The sequence below is a fragment of the Spirosoma aerophilum genome (assembly GCF_054782495.1).
On sequence record NZ_BAAGSJ010000004.1, the window covers coordinates 328,565 to 346,812 of the forward strand.

13 protein-coding genes are annotated in these 18,248 nt (G+C 53.8%); 9 read left to right on the forward strand and 4 right to left on the reverse strand.

Annotation, left to right across the window (positions count from 1 at the left end; genetic code table 11):
- Positions 1 to 39 precede the first annotated feature (39 nt).
- Positions 40 to 918, forward strand: coding sequence for a LytTR family DNA-binding domain-containing protein (locus ACYVK4_RS03140; protein ID WP_461126030.1), 879 nt, complete (start codon positions 40 to 42; stop codon positions 916 to 918).
- 120 nt (positions 919 to 1,038) lie between these two features.
- The gene (locus tag ACYVK4_RS03145; protein WP_461126031.1) at positions 1,039 to 1,785 is read left to right on the forward strand and encodes a hypothetical protein; all 747 of its coding nucleotides are present in this window, start codon (positions 1,039 to 1,041) and stop codon (positions 1,783 to 1,785) included.
- On the opposite strand, the gene treZ is transcribed toward ACYVK4_RS03145, so the two are convergent.
- The 4 genes from treZ to ACYVK4_RS03165 form a co-directional block, all read right to left on the reverse strand.
- The gene (gene treZ, locus ACYVK4_RS03150; RefSeq protein WP_461126032.1) at positions 1,757 to 3,637 is read right to left on the reverse strand and encodes a malto-oligosyltrehalose trehalohydrolase; all 1,881 of its coding nucleotides are present in this window, start codon (positions 3,635 to 3,637) and stop codon (positions 1,757 to 1,759) included. The genes ACYVK4_RS03145 and treZ overlap by 29 nt on opposite strands.
- A 116-nt stretch (positions 3,638 to 3,753) precedes the next feature.
- On the reverse strand, positions 3,754 to 5,727 hold the full coding sequence (locus tag ACYVK4_RS03155; protein ID WP_461126033.1) for a sensor histidine kinase: 1,974 nt from the start codon (positions 5,725 to 5,727) through the stop codon (positions 3,754 to 3,756).
- 178 nt (positions 5,728 to 5,905) lie between these two features.
- Positions 5,906 to 7,336, reverse strand: a complete 1,431-nt coding sequence (locus ACYVK4_RS03160) for a Gfo/Idh/MocA family protein (protein WP_461126034.1) — start codon at positions 7,334 to 7,336, stop codon at positions 5,906 to 5,908.
- Between the two features lie 159 nt (positions 7,337 to 7,495).
- Positions 7,496 to 7,792 carry an SCP2 sterol-binding domain-containing protein gene (locus ACYVK4_RS03165; RefSeq protein ID WP_461126035.1) on the reverse strand — a complete coding sequence of 99 codons (297 nt, stop codon included), beginning with the start codon at positions 7,790 to 7,792 and terminating at the stop codon, positions 7,496 to 7,498.
- 116 nt (positions 7,793 to 7,908) lie between these two features.
- On the opposite strand from ACYVK4_RS03165, the gene ACYVK4_RS03170 reads away from it, so the two are divergent.
- From ACYVK4_RS03170 to ACYVK4_RS03200, 7 genes are all read left to right on the forward strand, one after another.
- A complete protein-coding gene (locus ACYVK4_RS03170) occupies positions 7,909 to 8,358 on the forward strand; it encodes a hypothetical protein (protein WP_461126036.1) in 450 nt (149 codons plus the stop codon).
- Between the two features lie 132 nt (positions 8,359 to 8,490).
- A complete protein-coding gene (locus tag ACYVK4_RS03175; RefSeq protein ID WP_461126037.1) occupies positions 8,491 to 9,111 on the forward strand; it encodes an RNA polymerase sigma factor in 621 nt (206 codons plus the stop codon).
- 113 nt (positions 9,112 to 9,224) lie between these two features.
- On the forward strand, positions 9,225 to 10,370 hold the full coding sequence (locus tag ACYVK4_RS03180) for a FecR family protein (protein WP_461126038.1): 1,146 nt from the start codon (positions 9,225 to 9,227) through the stop codon (positions 10,368 to 10,370).
- A 261-nt stretch (positions 10,371 to 10,631) separates the two neighbouring features.
- The gene (locus tag ACYVK4_RS03185) at positions 10,632 to 13,919 is read left to right on the forward strand and encodes a TonB-dependent receptor (RefSeq protein WP_461126039.1); all 3,288 of its coding nucleotides are present in this window, start codon (positions 10,632 to 10,634) and stop codon (positions 13,917 to 13,919) included.
- 20 nt (positions 13,920 to 13,939) lie between these two features.
- Positions 13,940 to 15,589: a RagB/SusD family nutrient uptake outer membrane protein gene (locus ACYVK4_RS03190; protein WP_461126040.1), complete on the forward strand. Its 1,650-nt coding sequence runs from the start codon at positions 13,940 to 13,942 to the stop codon at positions 15,587 to 15,589.
- A gap of 94 nt (positions 15,590 to 15,683) precedes the next feature.
- Positions 15,684 to 17,021, forward strand: coding sequence for a Gfo/Idh/MocA family protein (locus ACYVK4_RS03195; RefSeq protein ID WP_461126041.1), 1,338 nt, complete (start codon positions 15,684 to 15,686; stop codon positions 17,019 to 17,021).
- Between the two features lie 65 nt (positions 17,022 to 17,086).
- On the forward strand, positions 17,087 to 17,920 hold the full coding sequence (locus tag ACYVK4_RS03200; protein WP_461126042.1) for a sugar phosphate isomerase/epimerase family protein: 834 nt from the start codon (positions 17,087 to 17,089) through the stop codon (positions 17,918 to 17,920).
- Positions 17,921 to 18,248 lie beyond the last annotated feature (328 nt).

Below are 18,248 nucleotides of genomic sequence, written 5' to 3' on the forward strand. Positions count from 1 at the left end.
GGCCTAGTGACTTTATTTTAGTCGATCACCATCGAAACCATGCCCCCGCTCAGCCATCGGCAACATATCTACCTGCGCCTGATTGTCGTGCCGGTTTCGGCTTTGGTGGCGTCTCATGTGGTCTTTCGGCAGGTGTTCCCCGGTCAGGCGGGGTATTATTTCCCGTGGGGATATTTCTTGACTGTAGCCACCGTCATGCTTTCCTGCTGGGAAGTCAATCTATTCATTTTTCGATGGCTGGATAGCCAGTTACCCTTCGAGCGGCAACCCGTTCGCCGACTAACGGCCCAGATTTTGACAGGCGGCTGCGCCACACTACTCACCTTCGCGCTGGTTTTCCCACTGGCACAACGGATTTACATGGGCCAATGGCCTCCTACGCCTACCCTATTGAAAGGGATCGCCGTTTGTGTCACGCTGGCTTCGCTCATTAATGGCGGCTACTCTGGTTTGTACTTGTTGCAGGCGTTTTATGCTGAGCGCCAAAAACGGGAGCAAAACCCCGCCCCCATCGGTCAGGAAGTTCTCCAGCCTGACAACTACCCGACTACGACAACCCTCCTATCAGTCGATGTACCCAGCGGGCAGCTTCGGTTACCCATCGATGAGATCGCGTATTTCTATTCGACGGGTGGATTGGTGTTGCTGGTCAGGAGCGATGGACAGCAGCTGGCCACCCGGTATTCGTCGCTGCCGAGTCTGGTCGATACATTGGATAGGCGCTACTTTTTCCAGCTAAGCCGACAATTTGTAGTCAGTGCCGGAGCCATTCGGGCGGTTCAGGACGATGTGAACCGTAAACTCAGCGTTACACTCGTACCCGCCCTGCATAGGCACGAGGCTACCCAGACCGTGATTGTCAGTCGGTATCGCAGTCTCGAACTCAAGAACTGGCTGCGGGTCATCGCCACAAGCTGACCATTCATATCGCATTCCCGTACCACTCATAAACGAAGCGTCGGCTAGTCGCTTTTCGATTGGCCTGACTGCCTTCTTTTGTAACGGCAAGCACCGGTGTTTGTCAATAAGAACACGCTCATGCAACCGAACTTATCGTACCTCTTTGCCCCCACGCCCGTCTGGCTGGATCTGTTTTTTGCCGTCACAACCTTAGCGACGCTGACCCTTTTTACCCTGGCCGTTCGACGGGTTTTACCTCCGCAAGCCGTTTGGTCGCTTATTGGTCTTTTCGTTCTATGGCTGGCAGGTTTAGGCGTACTGGCGTTCACTAATTTCTTTCAACAGGTCGAAGCAACACCCCCTCATTTCATTGTCGCCATTGGTCCGCCTGTGCTGGTCATTGCCGGCTTGTTCAGTACATCAAAAGGCCGGGCCTGGCTCCTGCGATTACCCCTCACGAATCTAACCTACCTGCATATCGTTCGCGTGCCGGTTGAGCTGACCTTATTTGGTCTGTATCTGTACCACCAGGTGCCGGAGTTGATGACGTTTGAGGGGGGTAATTATGACATACTTTCGGGTCTGACGGCACCCGTTGTGGCTTATTTCGTTTTCGGAAAACCGCAGTTAGCCCCGCGCTGGCTGCTCGTCTGGAATATGGTGGCGCTGGGGCTGGTGCTGAACATTGTCATTCATGCCGTTTTGTCGGCTCCCCTACCCTTTCAGCAATTCGCCTTCGGGCAACCAAACGTAGGCATACTGAAATTACCGTACATCTGGTTGCCCGGCTTCATCGTTCCAACGGTACTGTTCAGCCATGCGGTGGCTATTTTTCAGATGGTTCGAAAAAAGCAGCTTACCCGCAATTCGTATAGATCAGAATAGACTCCGGCTGGAGAACAACGGCTGCATTTCCGTCCACATGCACTGGAGCAGCCATCGGGCCGTGCCATTGAGGGTCGGCGGAGTCAAGGAGATTGCGCCACTGCCCGTCATTTGCCGGTAATGTCAGCGATTGCCCCTCTTTGGAGAAGTTCATCAGGCAAACGACCGTCTCGGAAGTATCCGTCGTGTCGGGTTCATCCTGCTTTTTGTGCTGACGGAAAAGCGTAAGCGTCTGGCGAAGTTCATCCACCACAACGGCTACCGATTCCCGATCCGGGTGTCGCAACGACGACGACTTCCGCAGGGCCAGCAGCGTTTGGTAATACCGAAACAGGGTGCGGTGCGGCTCCTGCGTGAGTCGTCCCCACTGAAGCTTCGACCGCTCGAAAGTACGCTCATCCTGCGGGTCGGGCGCATCCACGCCGGGCGTCTCGAAATCCGTTTGAAAATCGGCAAACTCTTTTTTGCGACCCTGCCGAACGGCTTCCACTAAATCGGGGTCCGAATGGCTTACAAAATACAGAAAGGGGTTCAACTCGCCCCACTCCTCGCCCATGAACAGCATGGGCAGATAGGGACTGCTCATAACGGCCCCGGCCATGAGCTTCTGCATCTCCAGACTGACCAGTTGACTGGGTCGCTCGCCCAGCATCCGGTTGCCGATCTGGTCATGATTCTGCGAGAACACCACAAACTGCCGCCCCGCATGGCCCGCCGTCGATTTCCCCACAATCCGGGCGCGCCGGGGCATGTACGTGCCGTCGTACACATAAGCGTCCGTGTAGGATTTGGCCAGGTGATGAATACCATCGTAGTCGGCATAGTAGCCGTTACGTTCGCCACCCGCCGTTACGCGCAGGGCGTGGTGAAATTCGTCGTTCCACTGGGCGTCCATGCCATAGCCGTTGTTGACCAGCGGCTGAATGAACTGTGTTTCGTTCTGGTCCAGTTCGACGATGAGGTAGTGCTGCCGACCGGTTTGCGCCATCAGGGCATCCACATATTGCTTTATTTCGCGCAGGATGTGCGGTTCGCCTGCATCGCAAATCGCATGAACGGCATCCAGCCGCAGGGCATCGATGTGAAAATCGCGGAACCACATCAGCACGTTTTCGATAAAATACCTCCGAACGCTATCGCTGTAATCATCGTCGAAGTTGATAGCGTTGCCCCAGGGCGTGAGGTGCTTGGACGTAAAATAGGGGCCAAAGTCTTCGAGGTAATTCCCTTCCGGTCCGATGTGGTTGTACACCACATCGAGCACCACGGCCAGCCCCCGTTTATGACAGGCATCGACCAGTTTCTGCAAGCCCTCCGCTCCGCCATAGGAGTTTTGTACGGCATAAGGCAGCACGCCATCGTAGCCCCAGTTTCGGGTGCCGGGAAACTGCGCAACGGGCATGATCTCGATCGCGTTGACGCCCAGTTCAACCAGGTAGTCGAGCCGATTTTCAATACCTGCAAACGTGCCTTCGGGCGAGAATGTGCCTGTATGTAGTTCATAGATCAGGTAATCGTCCAGCGGAAAGTTAGGCCAGTCGGCATCGGTCCAGGTAAACGTTCGGGTATCTACCGCACCCGATGGGCCATGAACCCCCTCCGGTTGGGCCAGCGAAGCGGGGTCGGGACGTTCGATGCTGTCATTGAGAATGAGCTTGTACGTATCGCCGGGCTGAAGCTGTGCTGTTGTGGTACACCAGTAAGCGCCATCCTGCTGAAGCGGAATATCGAGGGGTCGGTTACAGCGCCGAAGCACGACGTTCTGTGCAAAAGGTGCCCAGACACGAGCAGTGGCACCATCAGGGCCAAACGTGACCCCCAGCATTCGGTGGTTGAGTAATGTCTGATTCATACGTTGAGCCGGTTTTTGAGTAAGCGGTTACTAAAGCAACCCGCTAACCGCCGTATGTGTTGGCAAAAACAGACAAAATGACAAATCAATGCGCGGTATAGCCCAAAAGAGCATAACTATACCGCTACTTCCACAGTCGTGCCTTCCTCTTCAAAGATACGGAAGGTGCCACCCAGCTCCTGAGCACGCGTTTCCATGTTGCGCAGGCCGTAATGATGGGGAGCCAGCGCTTCACCTGTCCAGCTAAAGCCATGGCCGTTGTCATGAACACGTAAGTTAATATGCCCATCGTCTTCAACGAATAACTGAACAATGGCCTGGCTGGCCTGCGCATGCTTGATCACATTATTGAGCGCTTCCTGCACAATCCGGAACAGGTTCAGCACCTGCGACGAACTCAGCTTGTACGACTGCGAGCCCGACACCTGCACATCGACATGCAGGCCGTCGGTTTCATGTACGTATCGGTTGATGTATTGATTGAGCCGCTCCGCAAACTCCTCGACGGTGAAACTTTCCTGATGAATTGCCCAGATGGTTTCGCGCAGGAGCTTGACGGCCTCGCGGGTATGAACGACAATGGTACGAAGCTGGTCGGCCAGCCGCTGACCATCGGTAATGGGTTTCTTTTCTGCCTGGGCGCTGATGTGCGTCAGGTTGGTCACAACGAAGGCCAGGTGCGCCCCTACGTTATCGTGCAAATCGCGGGCTATTCGCTCTTTTTCAACCAGTAATCCGTTTTGCAGAGCCAGCGTCTGTACTTCAGCTTCGTACATGCGCTGTTGCTGAACGTTGCGCTCTTTGATCAGTTTTTCCGTCTGGTCCCGGTCAATCTTGTAACGATAGGCCAGCCCCACCATCAACGCCAGCACTTCAAACAGAGCGGCTGGTGCATAGTAGGCAAAAGAAGCCACGGGTTTGTAGGTTGGCAGCAGGCCAAAGTTGGCAAATACCAGCGCCAGATTCAGGGTATAAAACGGCACAATGCCGACCAGATACAGCCAGGCTTCCTGCACATGATACCGGCGTCGAATGCTGATGATAATATACGCGATGATAACGGGCAGCGGCAGCCAGTAAAGTGCCGTAAACAACCGCACCAGCACCAACTCCATAAAGGGACTGAGGGGGGTGAACCACTCGGCCGTCAGCGCAATCAGGCACAAAACGCCACTCCACAGAACTGCCGTGCCAATAGTATGCCAGCGATGCGAGGGTGTATGCCACAAAGTGAGGAATCGCCGGACAAACGTTAGCTGCGAATAGAACAGGACGAGTGGAAAGAGAAAGTACACATTCTGCCGGGGCATCCAGAACTGGGCAGCAAAGCCAAACTGATTCAGGAATCCATCGTTGATGATAAAAAAACCCACCAGACCGAGCAAACAGAAAATATATCGTGAATAGATCTGATCGAAGGTGGTCAGAAAGAAAATCAGGCTCATAACCGCCATAAACACCAGCGTAAACAGCACCCCGCCCCAGTACAAATAGCTTTCCTGCACCACCGAATCATAGGCCGACGCCCGGACCAGTTCGATGGGCACGATCTGTGTGCCGCGGTGTTTGACTACCCGCAGATAGGCCGTTACGACCTGACCGGCGGGCACCGTAAACGGAAACCAGAAGTGTCGATTGTTCTTTATGCGCTGTTCGGCGGGCGTTTTCCAGCCAATGGTCGGAGAGGTAGACAGCACCCGGTTTTGGGCATCGACCACAAACAACTGGAGTTCGTCGAAGCACCAGAAATCAAGTTCAGCCAGCCAGGCCTGGGGTTGATTCAAGGTATTTTTCAGCCGAAACCGAAGCCAGAGGGGGGTAGCTGTTTTCGTTCCGGTGATAACCCCAAAGTTGGGAACCGGCGAAAAGATGGGGTGGAAAGCCGGGGTGTTGGCAAGTCCGATCACATTGGCGATGGTACGGGTTCGGGAGGAGTCCCGCAGGTACGCTATCGTTCCCTCCAGCGAGAAGCTATCCCCATCGGCGGGCAGTACAACCACGGGCTGATGGCTCAGCAATTGCGCCGATGCGCCTGGTGTTAGCAGACAGCCAATTAAAAGCGAGAGGACAAGTGAACGCAATCGTATCATTAGCGAATGAAGTCACCCCTAATGTAAATGGACTATGGGTAATAAACAAGTAGTTAGCCTTAGCTTGTAGCAGACGGCATCCTGCTGTCTGAGTCGCGATAGCGACTAATTTGTAGAGCCTTACCAGCCGCTGCCGCAGCTCAGACAGCAAGCCGGGTGGCCGGTGTCATGCCGTCTGCTACAAACGGTACCCTCCCTTATACTGCCGTTTCACAAACTGGTTGGCGTAGTCGTAGTTAGTAATCTTCATATTGTCGCCGTCCCAGAAGAGCTTTTTGCGGCCGGTGAACTTGCCATTCTCACGGGCCAGGTAGGAACGCGTGGCCAGATTTCCCATCAATACGGTTTCGGTGAGCGGGCCGGACTGGTCGAACGATGAAGATGTATACGCACCATAGCCCTGTTTGCAGGCTTTGACCCATTGCTGCTGGTGGCCTTCCGTTTTGCCTTCCACCAATGGCTTTTCGGGAGCGGGCAGCTCTTTCCCGCTGAACTTATCGGCGGGCAGCAGCTTGGGGTTATTGCCGAACAGACCACCCGTCAGCATCCCTTTTGTACCGATGAACAACATACCCCCGTCGATATCCCGAAACACATCGCTGTACTCGACGCCTTCGGGCAGTTGGGGCCGGATACCGCCGTCGAACCACGAAAACTTGATCTCTTTTACTTTTTTATCGGTCGACGGAAACGTGAGGTGAATAGCCGACGAAGGCGGGCAACTATCGTCGTAGAACGCTTCTTCGAAAAAGTCGGCATACACTGACCCCACACTGCATTCAACGGAGGTGGGGTATTTGAGATTCAGCGCCCGGAAGGGTACATCCATAAAATGGCAACCCATGTCGCCCAGAGCACCCGTTCCAAAGTCCCAGTAGCCGCGCCAGCGGGTGGGCATATACGCTTCGTGATAAGGCCGATTGGGGGCGGTGCCCAGCCAGAGCGGCCAGTTTACTTCAGAAGGTACCGGCTGCGACTCCCCCCGCTCCTTCGGTGATTTGACGCCTTGCGGCCAGACCGGGCGGTTGGTCCAGCAATACACTGTGTGAACGTGGCCGATGCTGTTTTTCTGAATGGCCGTTTCGATAATGCGCGTAGCATCGCCCGAACTACCCTGGTTGCCCATCTGGGTCACGACTTTATATTTCGCAGCCGCCTGGGTCAGCATACGGGCTTCGTAAATGTCGTGCGTCAGCGGTTTTTCGACGTACACGTGTTTCCCCATCTGCATAGCGGCCATCGCGATGGGCGCGTGCATATGGTCGGGCGTGCTCACAATGACGGCGTCGAACGTCTTGCCCGCTTTATCGAACATTTCCCGGTAATCCTGAAAGTAAGGTGCGTTGGGAAACTGGCCCCGGAATTTCTTCGCCTGCCGGTCGTCGACATCGCAGAGGGCCACAAAATTATCGGAACCGTTGTTGTAGGCCAGCCGGACATTTACATCGGCCTTGCCGCCACAACCCACGGCAGCCATATTCAGTTTGTCGGAAGGCGCAATAATCCGCGACCCATCCGCTGCGGTTCCACCCAGTACGTGCCGGGGCACAATGTAAAAACCTGCCGCAGCCAGTGCGCTGTTTTCCAGAAACTTACGACGAGAAGACATAATCAATGAGTGAATTATGAATGAGCGAATGAGTGAATAATCAGGGGGAACAGTCTCATAAATTGTAGTAAGTCTTCATGCTAACCGTACTACTGATTTACTGTACCATTAACCACGTTTATTCACTCATTGAACCATTCACTCATTCATCATTGAATTCTACCCCATCACCTGACCCATTTTCATGGCGATACCCATGTCGCCTTTGATTTTGAGTTTGCCGGACATCACGGCCATCATGGGGTTAAGGTCGCCGTTGCCCATTTTCACGAGGTTGTCAATGCTTACCTGTAAATCGCAATCAGCGGGTTTATCTTCGTTCGACACCGTTGCGGGCGATTTAGATGCGTCGATAAAAATAGGCCCCTGATCGGTGACGATTTTAATCGTAGCGTTAATGTTGTCGGCATGTGTAACTTTGGACCGAATTTGTTCGGTTAGTTCTTGCAGAGTCATCTGATTTGGATTTCGTTGTGATAAAGAAACTCAGCCGCGAAAATAAGGTTTTTTGACTGCCTGACCGGAAGCTCCCTTTTTATTCGTTTAAGCGGGTTTCCACCCGCGCTACCATTATGCGTTCCCAACTATTAACGCTCCTGTGCATTCTTACCTTCCTCAGCTGCGGCTGGGGCCTTATTGATTCGGTGGTCTCGTTTGTACAAGCCGATGCCGTGGCTGAAACGAAATACGTCGAAACAAAACCGGACCCGGCGAAAAAGAAAGAAGGGTCTACACAGTACTTCGAAGATCGCTCCTCCGACGCGCCTGCCCCCGGCGACCCGGACGAAATCAAGTCGCTGGCCATTGCTCAGTTTGCTTATTCACTGCTGACATTGATCGGCGCTATCCTGATGTTTCGGCTGCGCAAAATCGGCTATTGGATTTATGTAGCGGGCATTGCCGTTGGTCTGGTACTACCCGTTGCGCTGGCGGGCGTTGGTGCGTTGAACACCTCCTTCGGTGCCTTTTTCAGTATAATCTTCGCCGGTCTCTACTGGCTGTCGATAAAAGAGATGAAGTGAGTTGTGTTGTAGTGCTGCAACGGCGGGGCTACACAACCCTCGTTTAAAACTAAGCCAGGAAGATATAATTCTAGTATTTCTCCCTTTAAGCTAAATTAAGCCAAATTTGACACGCTATTCCGTCATCTTCCTATGTCGAAGTCCGAAACCAATGGGTCCTCAATGCCAGACAACCCGGCAGAACAGCAACTCTGGACACGCTTTCTGGCGGGGGAAGAATCTGCGTTTCAACTGCTGATGACAACGTATTACCGGGCACTGTTCCGGTACGGTACTCGCTTCTCCCGAGATAAAGAGTTTATCAAAGATTGTATTCAGGACCTGTTTTTATACCTGTGGGAACGCCGGACTTCGTTGCGCACGCAGGTTGTACTCAAGCCGTATCTGATGGCTTCGTTACGGCGGTATATGCACCGGCATATGCCCGATGCGCCGGCGTCGGAGGAGTTCGGTGACGATAAGCTGCAGCATTTCAACCTGGAATTTTCGGTGGAGGAAACATTCATTCGTCACGAAACTACCTTCAACCGCTCCCGGCACATGCAGAGCCTGCTGCAAACCCTGCCCCGTCGGCAGAAAGAAGTTATTTACCTGAAATTTTTTCAGGAAATGGAGCGGGAGCAGATTGCCGAAATTATGGACATTGCCCCCCAAACGGTATCCAACCTCCTTCAACTAGCTCTTCGCCACCTGCGCCAATATTGGAAAATAGAACTCCTTACGCTCCTGGTCGTGAACATGGGGCTTCTGTAGTCCAAAGGGCCATTTGACGAAGCGCTGAAAAAAAAACAGTAAAATTTTGTGAAAATGTATGGTATCTCCACCGCCATTCTGTCTATCAGCCATTGAGAGGCAGATAAACGGCGATGAAACGATACCTACAGTACCGTGTTGAAGATTTTGTTTGGGACCAGGCATTCCGCCAGTGGGTTTTGTCGCCCACACGCGAGACAGATGCCCGTTGGCAGGAGTGGCTGGCCAGTCATCCCGAGAAGTCCGCACTCATCACCCAGGCCCGCGAACTGGTTGAGGCACTCCGGCTGCAGGAGCTACCCCTGAGCGATGAGGAAATTCGCTACGCCGTTCAGCGCACCATCAGCCAATCCCGTAAACAGGCACCGGCACTCACCGCTGGCCACACTACCCCGCCAGTTATTATACCCTTCTATCAACGCAGCTGGTTTCGGGTGGCGGCATCCATCCTGCTGGTGTTGGGGTTGTCTATCTGGGGATGGCGAGCCGATTTGCCCGACCAGATAGGCCACCTCATTCGCCCCGGCATTACCTACGACAACCTGATTGCCAGCCAGAAACACGCGCTCACCGAAACGGTAAACCGGTCCGACAAAGTGATGCCGGTGAAGTTGAGCGACGGCTCGCTGGTACTGCTCAAAGCCGGTAGCCGCATTAGTCACGCGGCTGTGTTTAGAGGAAACAAACGGGAGGTGTACCTCTCGGGTGAGGCCTTCTTCGAAGTAACGAAAAATCCAAATCAGCCGTTTCTGATCTATGCCAACGGGCTGGTTACCAAAGTACTGGGCACCAGCTTCCTGATACGCGCCTACGCCAAAGACCCCGACGTTACGGTCGAGGTGAAAACCGGGCGGGTGGCCGTATTCGCCCAAACAGATCCCGAGGCTGGCCAAAAGCTCCGCGACCGCGACCTGGACGGTGTGGTGCTTATGCCCAACCAAAAAATTGTGTTTGAACGGGAGCCCGCCCGCCTGTCCAAATCGCTGGTTGAAAATCCGCAGGTGCTGGCGGGTAACACCCAGGCCCAGCAGTTCACCTTCGACGACACGCCACTACCGGTTGTGTTTGGCCGACTGGAGCGAGCCTATGGGGTCGATATTGTGTACGACGAGGAGTTGCTGGCGACCTGCCCGCTCACGGCCGAGCTGACCGAGCAGTCGCTCTTTGAAAAGCTGGATGTGATCTGCCGGGTTATCGAAGCCCATTACGACGTGATCGATGGCCAGATCGTGATCAATAGCCGGGGCTGCAAACCATAACCTCACTAGTAATTACCAACCTAAATTCTAAATATAAACATCGCTAAAACCCGGAACCATATGCCCTAAGCCTACCCCTTCTTTCACACAAAAGTCGGCAATGCTGGAACATTGCCGACCTGATTACTCCCCATGCTGAGCTGGAAACTGAGCCTATCCTTATCCGGGATAACGGGGATTGTTTTGTCCATTCTTAAACCAACAAAACTGACCAAAAGTATGCAAAAACGCGTACAACCGAAAACAGTCTTGCATAGGGTTATGCAAATTACCTGTACACAATTAATGCTGGCCATGCTGTTTGTCGGAGCAAGTTTTGCTCACGACGGCTATGCACAAGCCATTCTGGACCAAAAAGTTACGCTGGAAGTGCAGGAGAAGGACGTCCGCACGGTTCTGCACGAAATAGAGAAGCAGAGCACCGCCCGGTTCGTGTTTAGCTCACGACTGATTCAGAGCAGCCGAAAAATAAGCATCTCGGCGCATAACGAAGCCCTGGTCTCCATCCTGAACCGTGTGCTGAAGCCTCTCCAGATCGACTACGAAATTTCCAAAAAGCTGATCATGCTCCGCCGAAGCGAGAACACCAGCTTTCAGGAGCCGCTTAGAGCAGAGTCGGACGACTCGCAAAAGCAACTGCTTGAGCAGATCATTTCGGGGGCGGTTATCGACGAAAAAGGCGAAGGCCTGCCCGGTGTCAGCGTGATTCTGAAAGGATCCCAGCGAGGTACCACCACCGACGTAGCGGGCAAATACCGCCTGTCCATTCCGGATGGCACGCCTGACGCCACGCTGGTTTTCTCCTTCGTGGGTTTCCTGTCGGAAGAAGTACCCGTCGGAAACCAGACAACGGTCAACATGACGCTCAAACCCGATACGAAGGCACTGGAAGAGGTCGTAGTGGTCGGCTATGGCACACAATCCCGGCGCAACGTGACGGGCTCGGTCGCCAAGATCGACATGAAACAGGTAGAGAACCTGCCGAATACCAACGTCACCCAGGCGCTGCGGGGCCGCGTGGCGGGTGTGCAGTTCACGGATAACGGCCGACCGGGGCAGGGCGGCACCATCCTGGTTCGGGGGTCACGCTCCATTACGGCCTCCAACGACCCGCTTATTATTCTGGACGGGGTCTTCTATAATGGCAATCTGGCCGACATCAACCCGAACGACATCGAAACGATGGAGATTCTGAAAGATGCTTCGTCGGCGGCCATCTACGGGTCACGGGCAGCCAATGGCGTGGTGCTGATCACCTCCAAAAAAGGTACGACCGAGAAACCCATTATCCGGTTCAACGCCTACGCGGGTGTGTCGGACTGGAGCCGCCGGATGAAGCTGCTCAGTCCCGAGCGCTACATCGAGAAAACGCTGGACGTTCGTCGGCAGAGCGGACAAACGGCCGATCCGGCGCAGGTAGCCAGTTATTTGCAGAATACCGAAGCCGAAAACTACCGCAACGGCATCACGATTGATCCGTGGAAGGAGATTTCGCAGCAGGGGTCTATTCAGTCATACGACATCAGCGTGTCAGGGCGAACCGGGCGCACGTCCTATTTTATTTCGACGGCACAGGTGTATGAGAAAGGACTGATTTTCAACGACAATGCCAACCGGACTTCCTTTCGCATCAACCTCGAAAACAACATAACTCCCTGGCTGCGGGTGGGCGTCAACTCGCAATACGCCCGGCGCGATTTGTCGGGGAAAGAATCCGACACGGGGCAGGGCTATACCCTGAGTCCGTTTGGTAAATTGTATTTCGATGCGGCCAAAACCGACCCGGTCCCTTATCCGGTGGATGACCAGATTCAGCGCAGTCCAATTTTCTATCCGCTGCTCGACAAAGACCAGGAGATCAAGCACAACCTGTTCGCTAATTTCTACGCCATTGTCGACGCACCGTTTCTGCCGGGCCTCAGCTATCGGGTCAACTACTCGCCCAATTATCGCTGGGAACACAAGTACACCTCCTCCCCGATCTATAAGCGGAATGGTCTTAATAACCTCGGCAGCGCGTCGAAATACAACCGCGAAGATTTCGACTGGGTGCTGGAGAATATTCTGACCTACAGCCGTCATATTGCCGAACACCACGACCTCGACGTTACCCTGCTCTACGGCCGGAATCAGCGGTATTGGGAGTCGACAACGGCCAACGGGTCCAATTTTTTCACCGATGTGCTGAGCTGGAACAATATAAATCTGGCGCAGGTGCAGCAGAATTTTTCCGACGCTCAACGCGTCGACGGCATCTCGTCGATGGCCCGTGTCAATTACCGATTCCGAAACCGGTACCTGTTCACCCTCACGGCCCGGCGGGATGGCACCTCGGTGTTTGGGGCCAGCCACAAATACGGCACCTTTCCATCGGCGGCCCTGGGCTGGGTGGCCTCCGATGAGTCGTTTATGCGAAAACTGTCGGCCTTTAACCTGCTGAAGTTCCGCTTCTCGGTCGGCTCGGTCGGCAACCAGGCTATTGCCCCCTATCAGTCGCTGAGCACGTCGGGTACTACGCAGTACGTTTACGGCGATGGCGGGGCTACCGTCAACGCGGTGTATACATCCACGATGGCCAACCCCGATCTACGCTGGGAAACGACGGTGTCAAAAAATGCAGCCGTCGACTTCGAGCTGTTCAAAGGTCGGCTTGGCGGTACGTTCGAGTATTACCACATGAACACCCGCGACCTGCTCCTGAACCGTTCGCTGCCTAGCCCAACGAGTTTTGGTCAGGTACTCACCAACTTAGGCGCCACCAAAAATGTCGGCTTTGAAGCGACGCTCAACTCCAGCAACTTCCGCAAAGGGAAATTTGAATGGACCACGAACCTGAACTTTTCGACCAACCGCAACCGCATCATTCATTTGTACGGAAACGACAACAATGGCGACGGGCGCGAAGACGACGACCTAGGCAACCGCTGGTTCATCGGGCAACCCATTAACATCAATTACGACTACGTATTTGACGGCGTCTATCAGCAGGGCGACGAGCTGCCAGCGGGCTATAAACCGGGCTTTTTACGCTTTAAAGACCTCAATGGCGATGGTAAACTCGATCCTAACGACCGCACGGTCATCAGCCAGCGGGAACCCAAATACCGCTGGGGTATCAACAACACTTTCCGCTATGGGAATTTGTCGCTGTCAGTTTTCCTGAATGCCATGCAGGGCTGGTCGCAGTCGTTCTACCTCCTCGACCCGGTTAACAACTACCCCAACCGCCCGGTCAACATGCTCGACGCGGGCTGGTGGACCGCCGAGAACAAGTCGAACACGAGACCCTCTCTCACCTACACGAATCCACTGGGATACGGCTATTACACCACCCGCGACTTCGTTCGGATTCAGGATGTAAGCCTGTCGTATGAACTCCCCAAAGCCATACTCTCCCGCCTGAAAATAAACGGGCTTCGGGCCTACGTGAGCGGCAAGAACCTCTACACGTTCACCAACTACGTTGGACAGGACCCCGAGAGCGGCTATAACTGGGCCGGTTACCCCACGGCGCGGTCAGTTACGGGCGGCATCAACCTGAGTTTCTAACCCTCAACAGCACGTTACACATGAAATCATATACCCCTTTTTCGTTTCTCCAATCCGGTTTTAAACGGCTGTTGCTGGCGGCTCTGCTCCTTTTTACGGTCGATGCCTGTAAAGACAGCGTGCTGGACGAAGTGCCCCTGGCTTTTCTGAACCCCGATGTGGTGCTGGTTAACAAATCCGGCTTCGATACCTACATAGCGTCGATCCACGCCGTGTTACGGTCTGCTTTTTTCGAGAATGACGATTATGGCTACGGCTCGAACGTCTGGGATTTTCAGGTCGGTACCGACGTGGGCATGACCGGCGATCCCGGCATCAACACCTATGTCGACTACCGCACCTGGGTAACGCCCACGGCCGGTCAGGTCAATCACCACTGGGAATGGGCGTACCTGAAGGTGATTCCCCGCGCCAATACGATCATCGAATACGCCGAAAAGCCCGGTGCTGTCTGGAAAGACGAAGCCGAGAAAAATGCGTCGGTAGCCGAAGCGCGGTTTCTGCGGGCGTATGCCTATAATATTCTGGCGAACCTCTACGGTGCGGTGCCCATTGTCGATAAAGTCGCTACGGGACCCAAGCTCGATTTTGTGCGGTCGCCCCGCACCGATGTGCTGGCTTTTGTGGCGAAAGATCTGGAGTTTGCCTCGCAGTGGTTACCCAAATCAACCACGCAGGACGGACGCGTTGTTAAAGCAGCCGCCGATCATCTGCTGGCCGATGTGTATAACAACCTGGGCCAGTACGACAAAGCCATTGCCAGTGCCTCGGCGGTGATCAACGACGGGCAGTACCAACTGATGACCAACCGGTTCGGCAAATACTCCGGGCAACCCGGCGATGTGTTCTCTGACCTGTTCAAGGATAACAACCAGAATCGCAGCACATCAGGCAATAAAGAAACCATCTGGGCGCTTCAGTTTGAGTTTCAGACACCGGGCGGGATTCCTAAATCGGGGGGTGGCAACGGGACGCTGCGGGCCTGGGGACCGCGCTACTTCGCCATTAAAGACCCCGATGGCAAAACAGCGATGACCGTTGCCGACAGCCTCGGCCGACCCGTTGGCTGGTTTCGCCCAACGAATTATTTCAACTACACCGTCTGGAGTGATCCCAACGACATCCGCAATTCGCGGTACAACATCCGGCGCGACTTTTTCTATAACGACAAATCGTCGAAGTATTTCGGGCAGAAAGTAAACCGGCAAACGGCCAAAGACCTCGATACGATGTACTGGTACTACTCTTACATCCGCAAAATTGAAGGCGAACCACTGGCGGGAGCCACCTACGGCCGTACGTTCAAAGAGTTTTACCTAATGCGACTCGCCGAAACCTACTTGTTACGCGCCGAAGCGTATTTGATGAAGGGTGACAAACAGAAAGCGGCCGACGACATCAACGTGGTTCGGAGTCGGGCCAAAGCCAGCCCGGTAGCGGCCAACGACGTAACGCTGGATTACCTGCTCGATGAGCGGGCACGGGAACTGATGCTGGAAGAATTCAGGCGACTGATTCTGAACCGGATGGGCAAACTGGTGGAGCGGGTGAAGAAATACAACCCGAAAGCAGGCCCTACCATTCAGCCCTATCACGCCTTTTTCCCCATCCCGCAGAAATTCATCGACGCCAATCTGGATGTGAAAGTAGACCAGAACACCGGCTACTGAGCCTTCCGTTTTTACCTTTCCTCGGAGCAGACAGCAGGTCGGGCAGTCAACGCCTTGCTGTCTGCTCCAATTCAACTAAATTATCATAGTACTCATGCGTTCACAAGTTAATCGTCGTGCGTTCCTTCGAACAGCTTCCGTAGCGGGCACGAGTTTGGTGCTATCCCCCTCCCTGTCGGCAGGGGGATTTTACAAAGGGTCGCCCAACGACAAGGTGGTCATTGCCATTATGGGAACCAACAGCCGGGGTGCCTTTCTGGCCAAGAATTTTGCCAATATCCCCAATACTGAAATTGCCTATATCTGCGATGTCGATGAGAAGGTACTGGCGAAAACCTGCGCCAGTGTCGAGAAGCAGACCGGCAAAAAACCACAGGGGGTTACCGATATTCGAAAATTGCTGGAGAAAAAAGATTTCGACGCGCTGGTTATTGCCGCTCCCGATCACTGGCACGCCCCCGCCACCATTATGGGATGCCAGGCGGGTAAACATGTTTACGTGGAAAAACCCTGTAGCCATAACCCCCGCGAAGGCGAAATGGCCGTTGAAGCGGCCCGCAAATACAACCGACTGGTACAGATGGGCAGTCAGCGACGCTCGTTCAGCAATGTCAACGACATGGTGGCGCAGCTGCGGGCTGGGGCCATTGGCCGGGTTTATTTTGCGCGGGGCTGGTACACCAACTGGCGGCAAAGCATTGGCCGGGGCAAAGAAACACCGGTTCCTTCGACCCTCCACTACGACCTGTGGCAGGGACCCGCTCCCCGTCGGACCTACAAAGACAACGTGGTACCCTACAACTGGCACTGGTTCTGGAACTGGGGCACCGGCGAAGCCCTCAACAACGGCACCCACGAGATTGATGTGATACGCTGGGGGCTGGATGTCGACTACCCTACTAAAGTTGTGTCGGCGGGGGGACGGTTCGCGTTTCAGGACGACTGGGAAACGCCCGACACGCAGACCATTACGGCTAATTTTGCCAACAATACGGCGATGACCTGGGAGGGGCGCAGTTGCAACGGCTACAAATCGGAAGGCAGCGACCGGGGGGTTATTTTCTATGGCGAAAAAGGGACTGTCGTGTATCCGGGAGCCAACAGCTACAGCATCTACGATCAGAAGGGCAAGCTGGTGAAGGAAGTAAAGGACGACACGCCCTACGATGCTACCAACACCGTCAGCCCCTTGGAAAAGCTGGATGCCACCCACCTTCAGAACTTTATCAGTTCCATTCGGGGCGACACCAAACTAACCGGCGAAATTCTGAACGGGCATAAGTCCACGTTGATTGCCCAGTTGGGCAATATCGCCTACCGGGTGGGCAGAACCCTGAACTGCAACCCGCAGAACGGCCATATTCTGGACGACAAAGAGGGCATGCAACTCTGGGGCCGGGAGTATGACAAAGGCTGGAATGTTCGGGTATAACAGGAGGTATTCACGCATAAAACCAACCCTCCATTGGCTTACAGTATTTTGTTAATGACTTTTTTATGGTAAGAAACACGTTCTTTCTCGTTCTCCTGTTACTCGGAAGCACCCAGATCCGAGCCCAGAAAGTACAACCCGGCATGGTGTCGTACACCTACCGCGCCAGCCTTCAAAAAAATATGGCGGCCACACTCGACACCATCAAATCGTTGGGCATGACGGATATGGAGTTCTCCAGCCTGTTTGGCAAAACAGCCGCCGACATCCGTAAACTCCTCGACGAACGCGGCATGACCTGCTCGTCATTCGGCGTGAGTTATGGAGATGCCCTCAACAAAACGGCCGAAGTTGGCCAGCAGGCAAAAACCCTGGGCGCGAAATTTGTCCGTGTTGCCTGGATACCGCACGAAGGGCCGTTTACGCTGGAAACAGCGAAAAAAACAGTAGCCGATTTTAACCGGATCGGCCAGAAGCTAACCGATGACTTTGGGCTTACATTCTGCTACCACAATCACGGCTACGAATTCGAGAAGTATGGCGACGGGACGCTCTATGATTACATCGTTCAGCAAACGGACCCATGGTACGTAAGTTTTGAACTCGATATTCTGTGGACGTTCTTTCCGGGTTATGACCCGGCTGAGCTGTTAAAAAAATACCCGAAACGCTATAAACTCATGCACCTCAAAGACCTCCGGAAGGGCGTGACGGGCAACTTGTCGGGGGGAACGCCGGTGGAGAATGACGTCGCTCTGGGTACGGGCCAGCTCAATATTCCGGCTGTTCTGAAAGCGGCCAGAAAATCCAGCATCCAGCACTATTACATTGAAGACGAGAGTCCCAGCTATTCAAAACAGGTGCCGCAGACCATCGCCTATCTAAAAACCCTTTATTAGATACTTGTGTAGTCAGGTGAAATAAAGTTGAATACAGAGACGCAGAGAGCACAGAGATTAATTAACTTAACCTTTGCGCTCTCTGCGTCTCTGTATTCAATCGATTTGCTTAATAACGTAGACTATTCGTTTATAGCTACCGAGTACCAATACCGACCAGGTTATAGAGACGCCTTTTCTCTTCATCGGGTAATAATCCAGCCTAACGGCAGGTAGCTGGCCATACGAAGAGGATTTATTTTCAGGACACGATTAAACAATGTTCCATTAATCCTATCAAACAAAAAACAAACGCGCTGCTCTACCTTGGAAATAGCCTGTTTGTTAT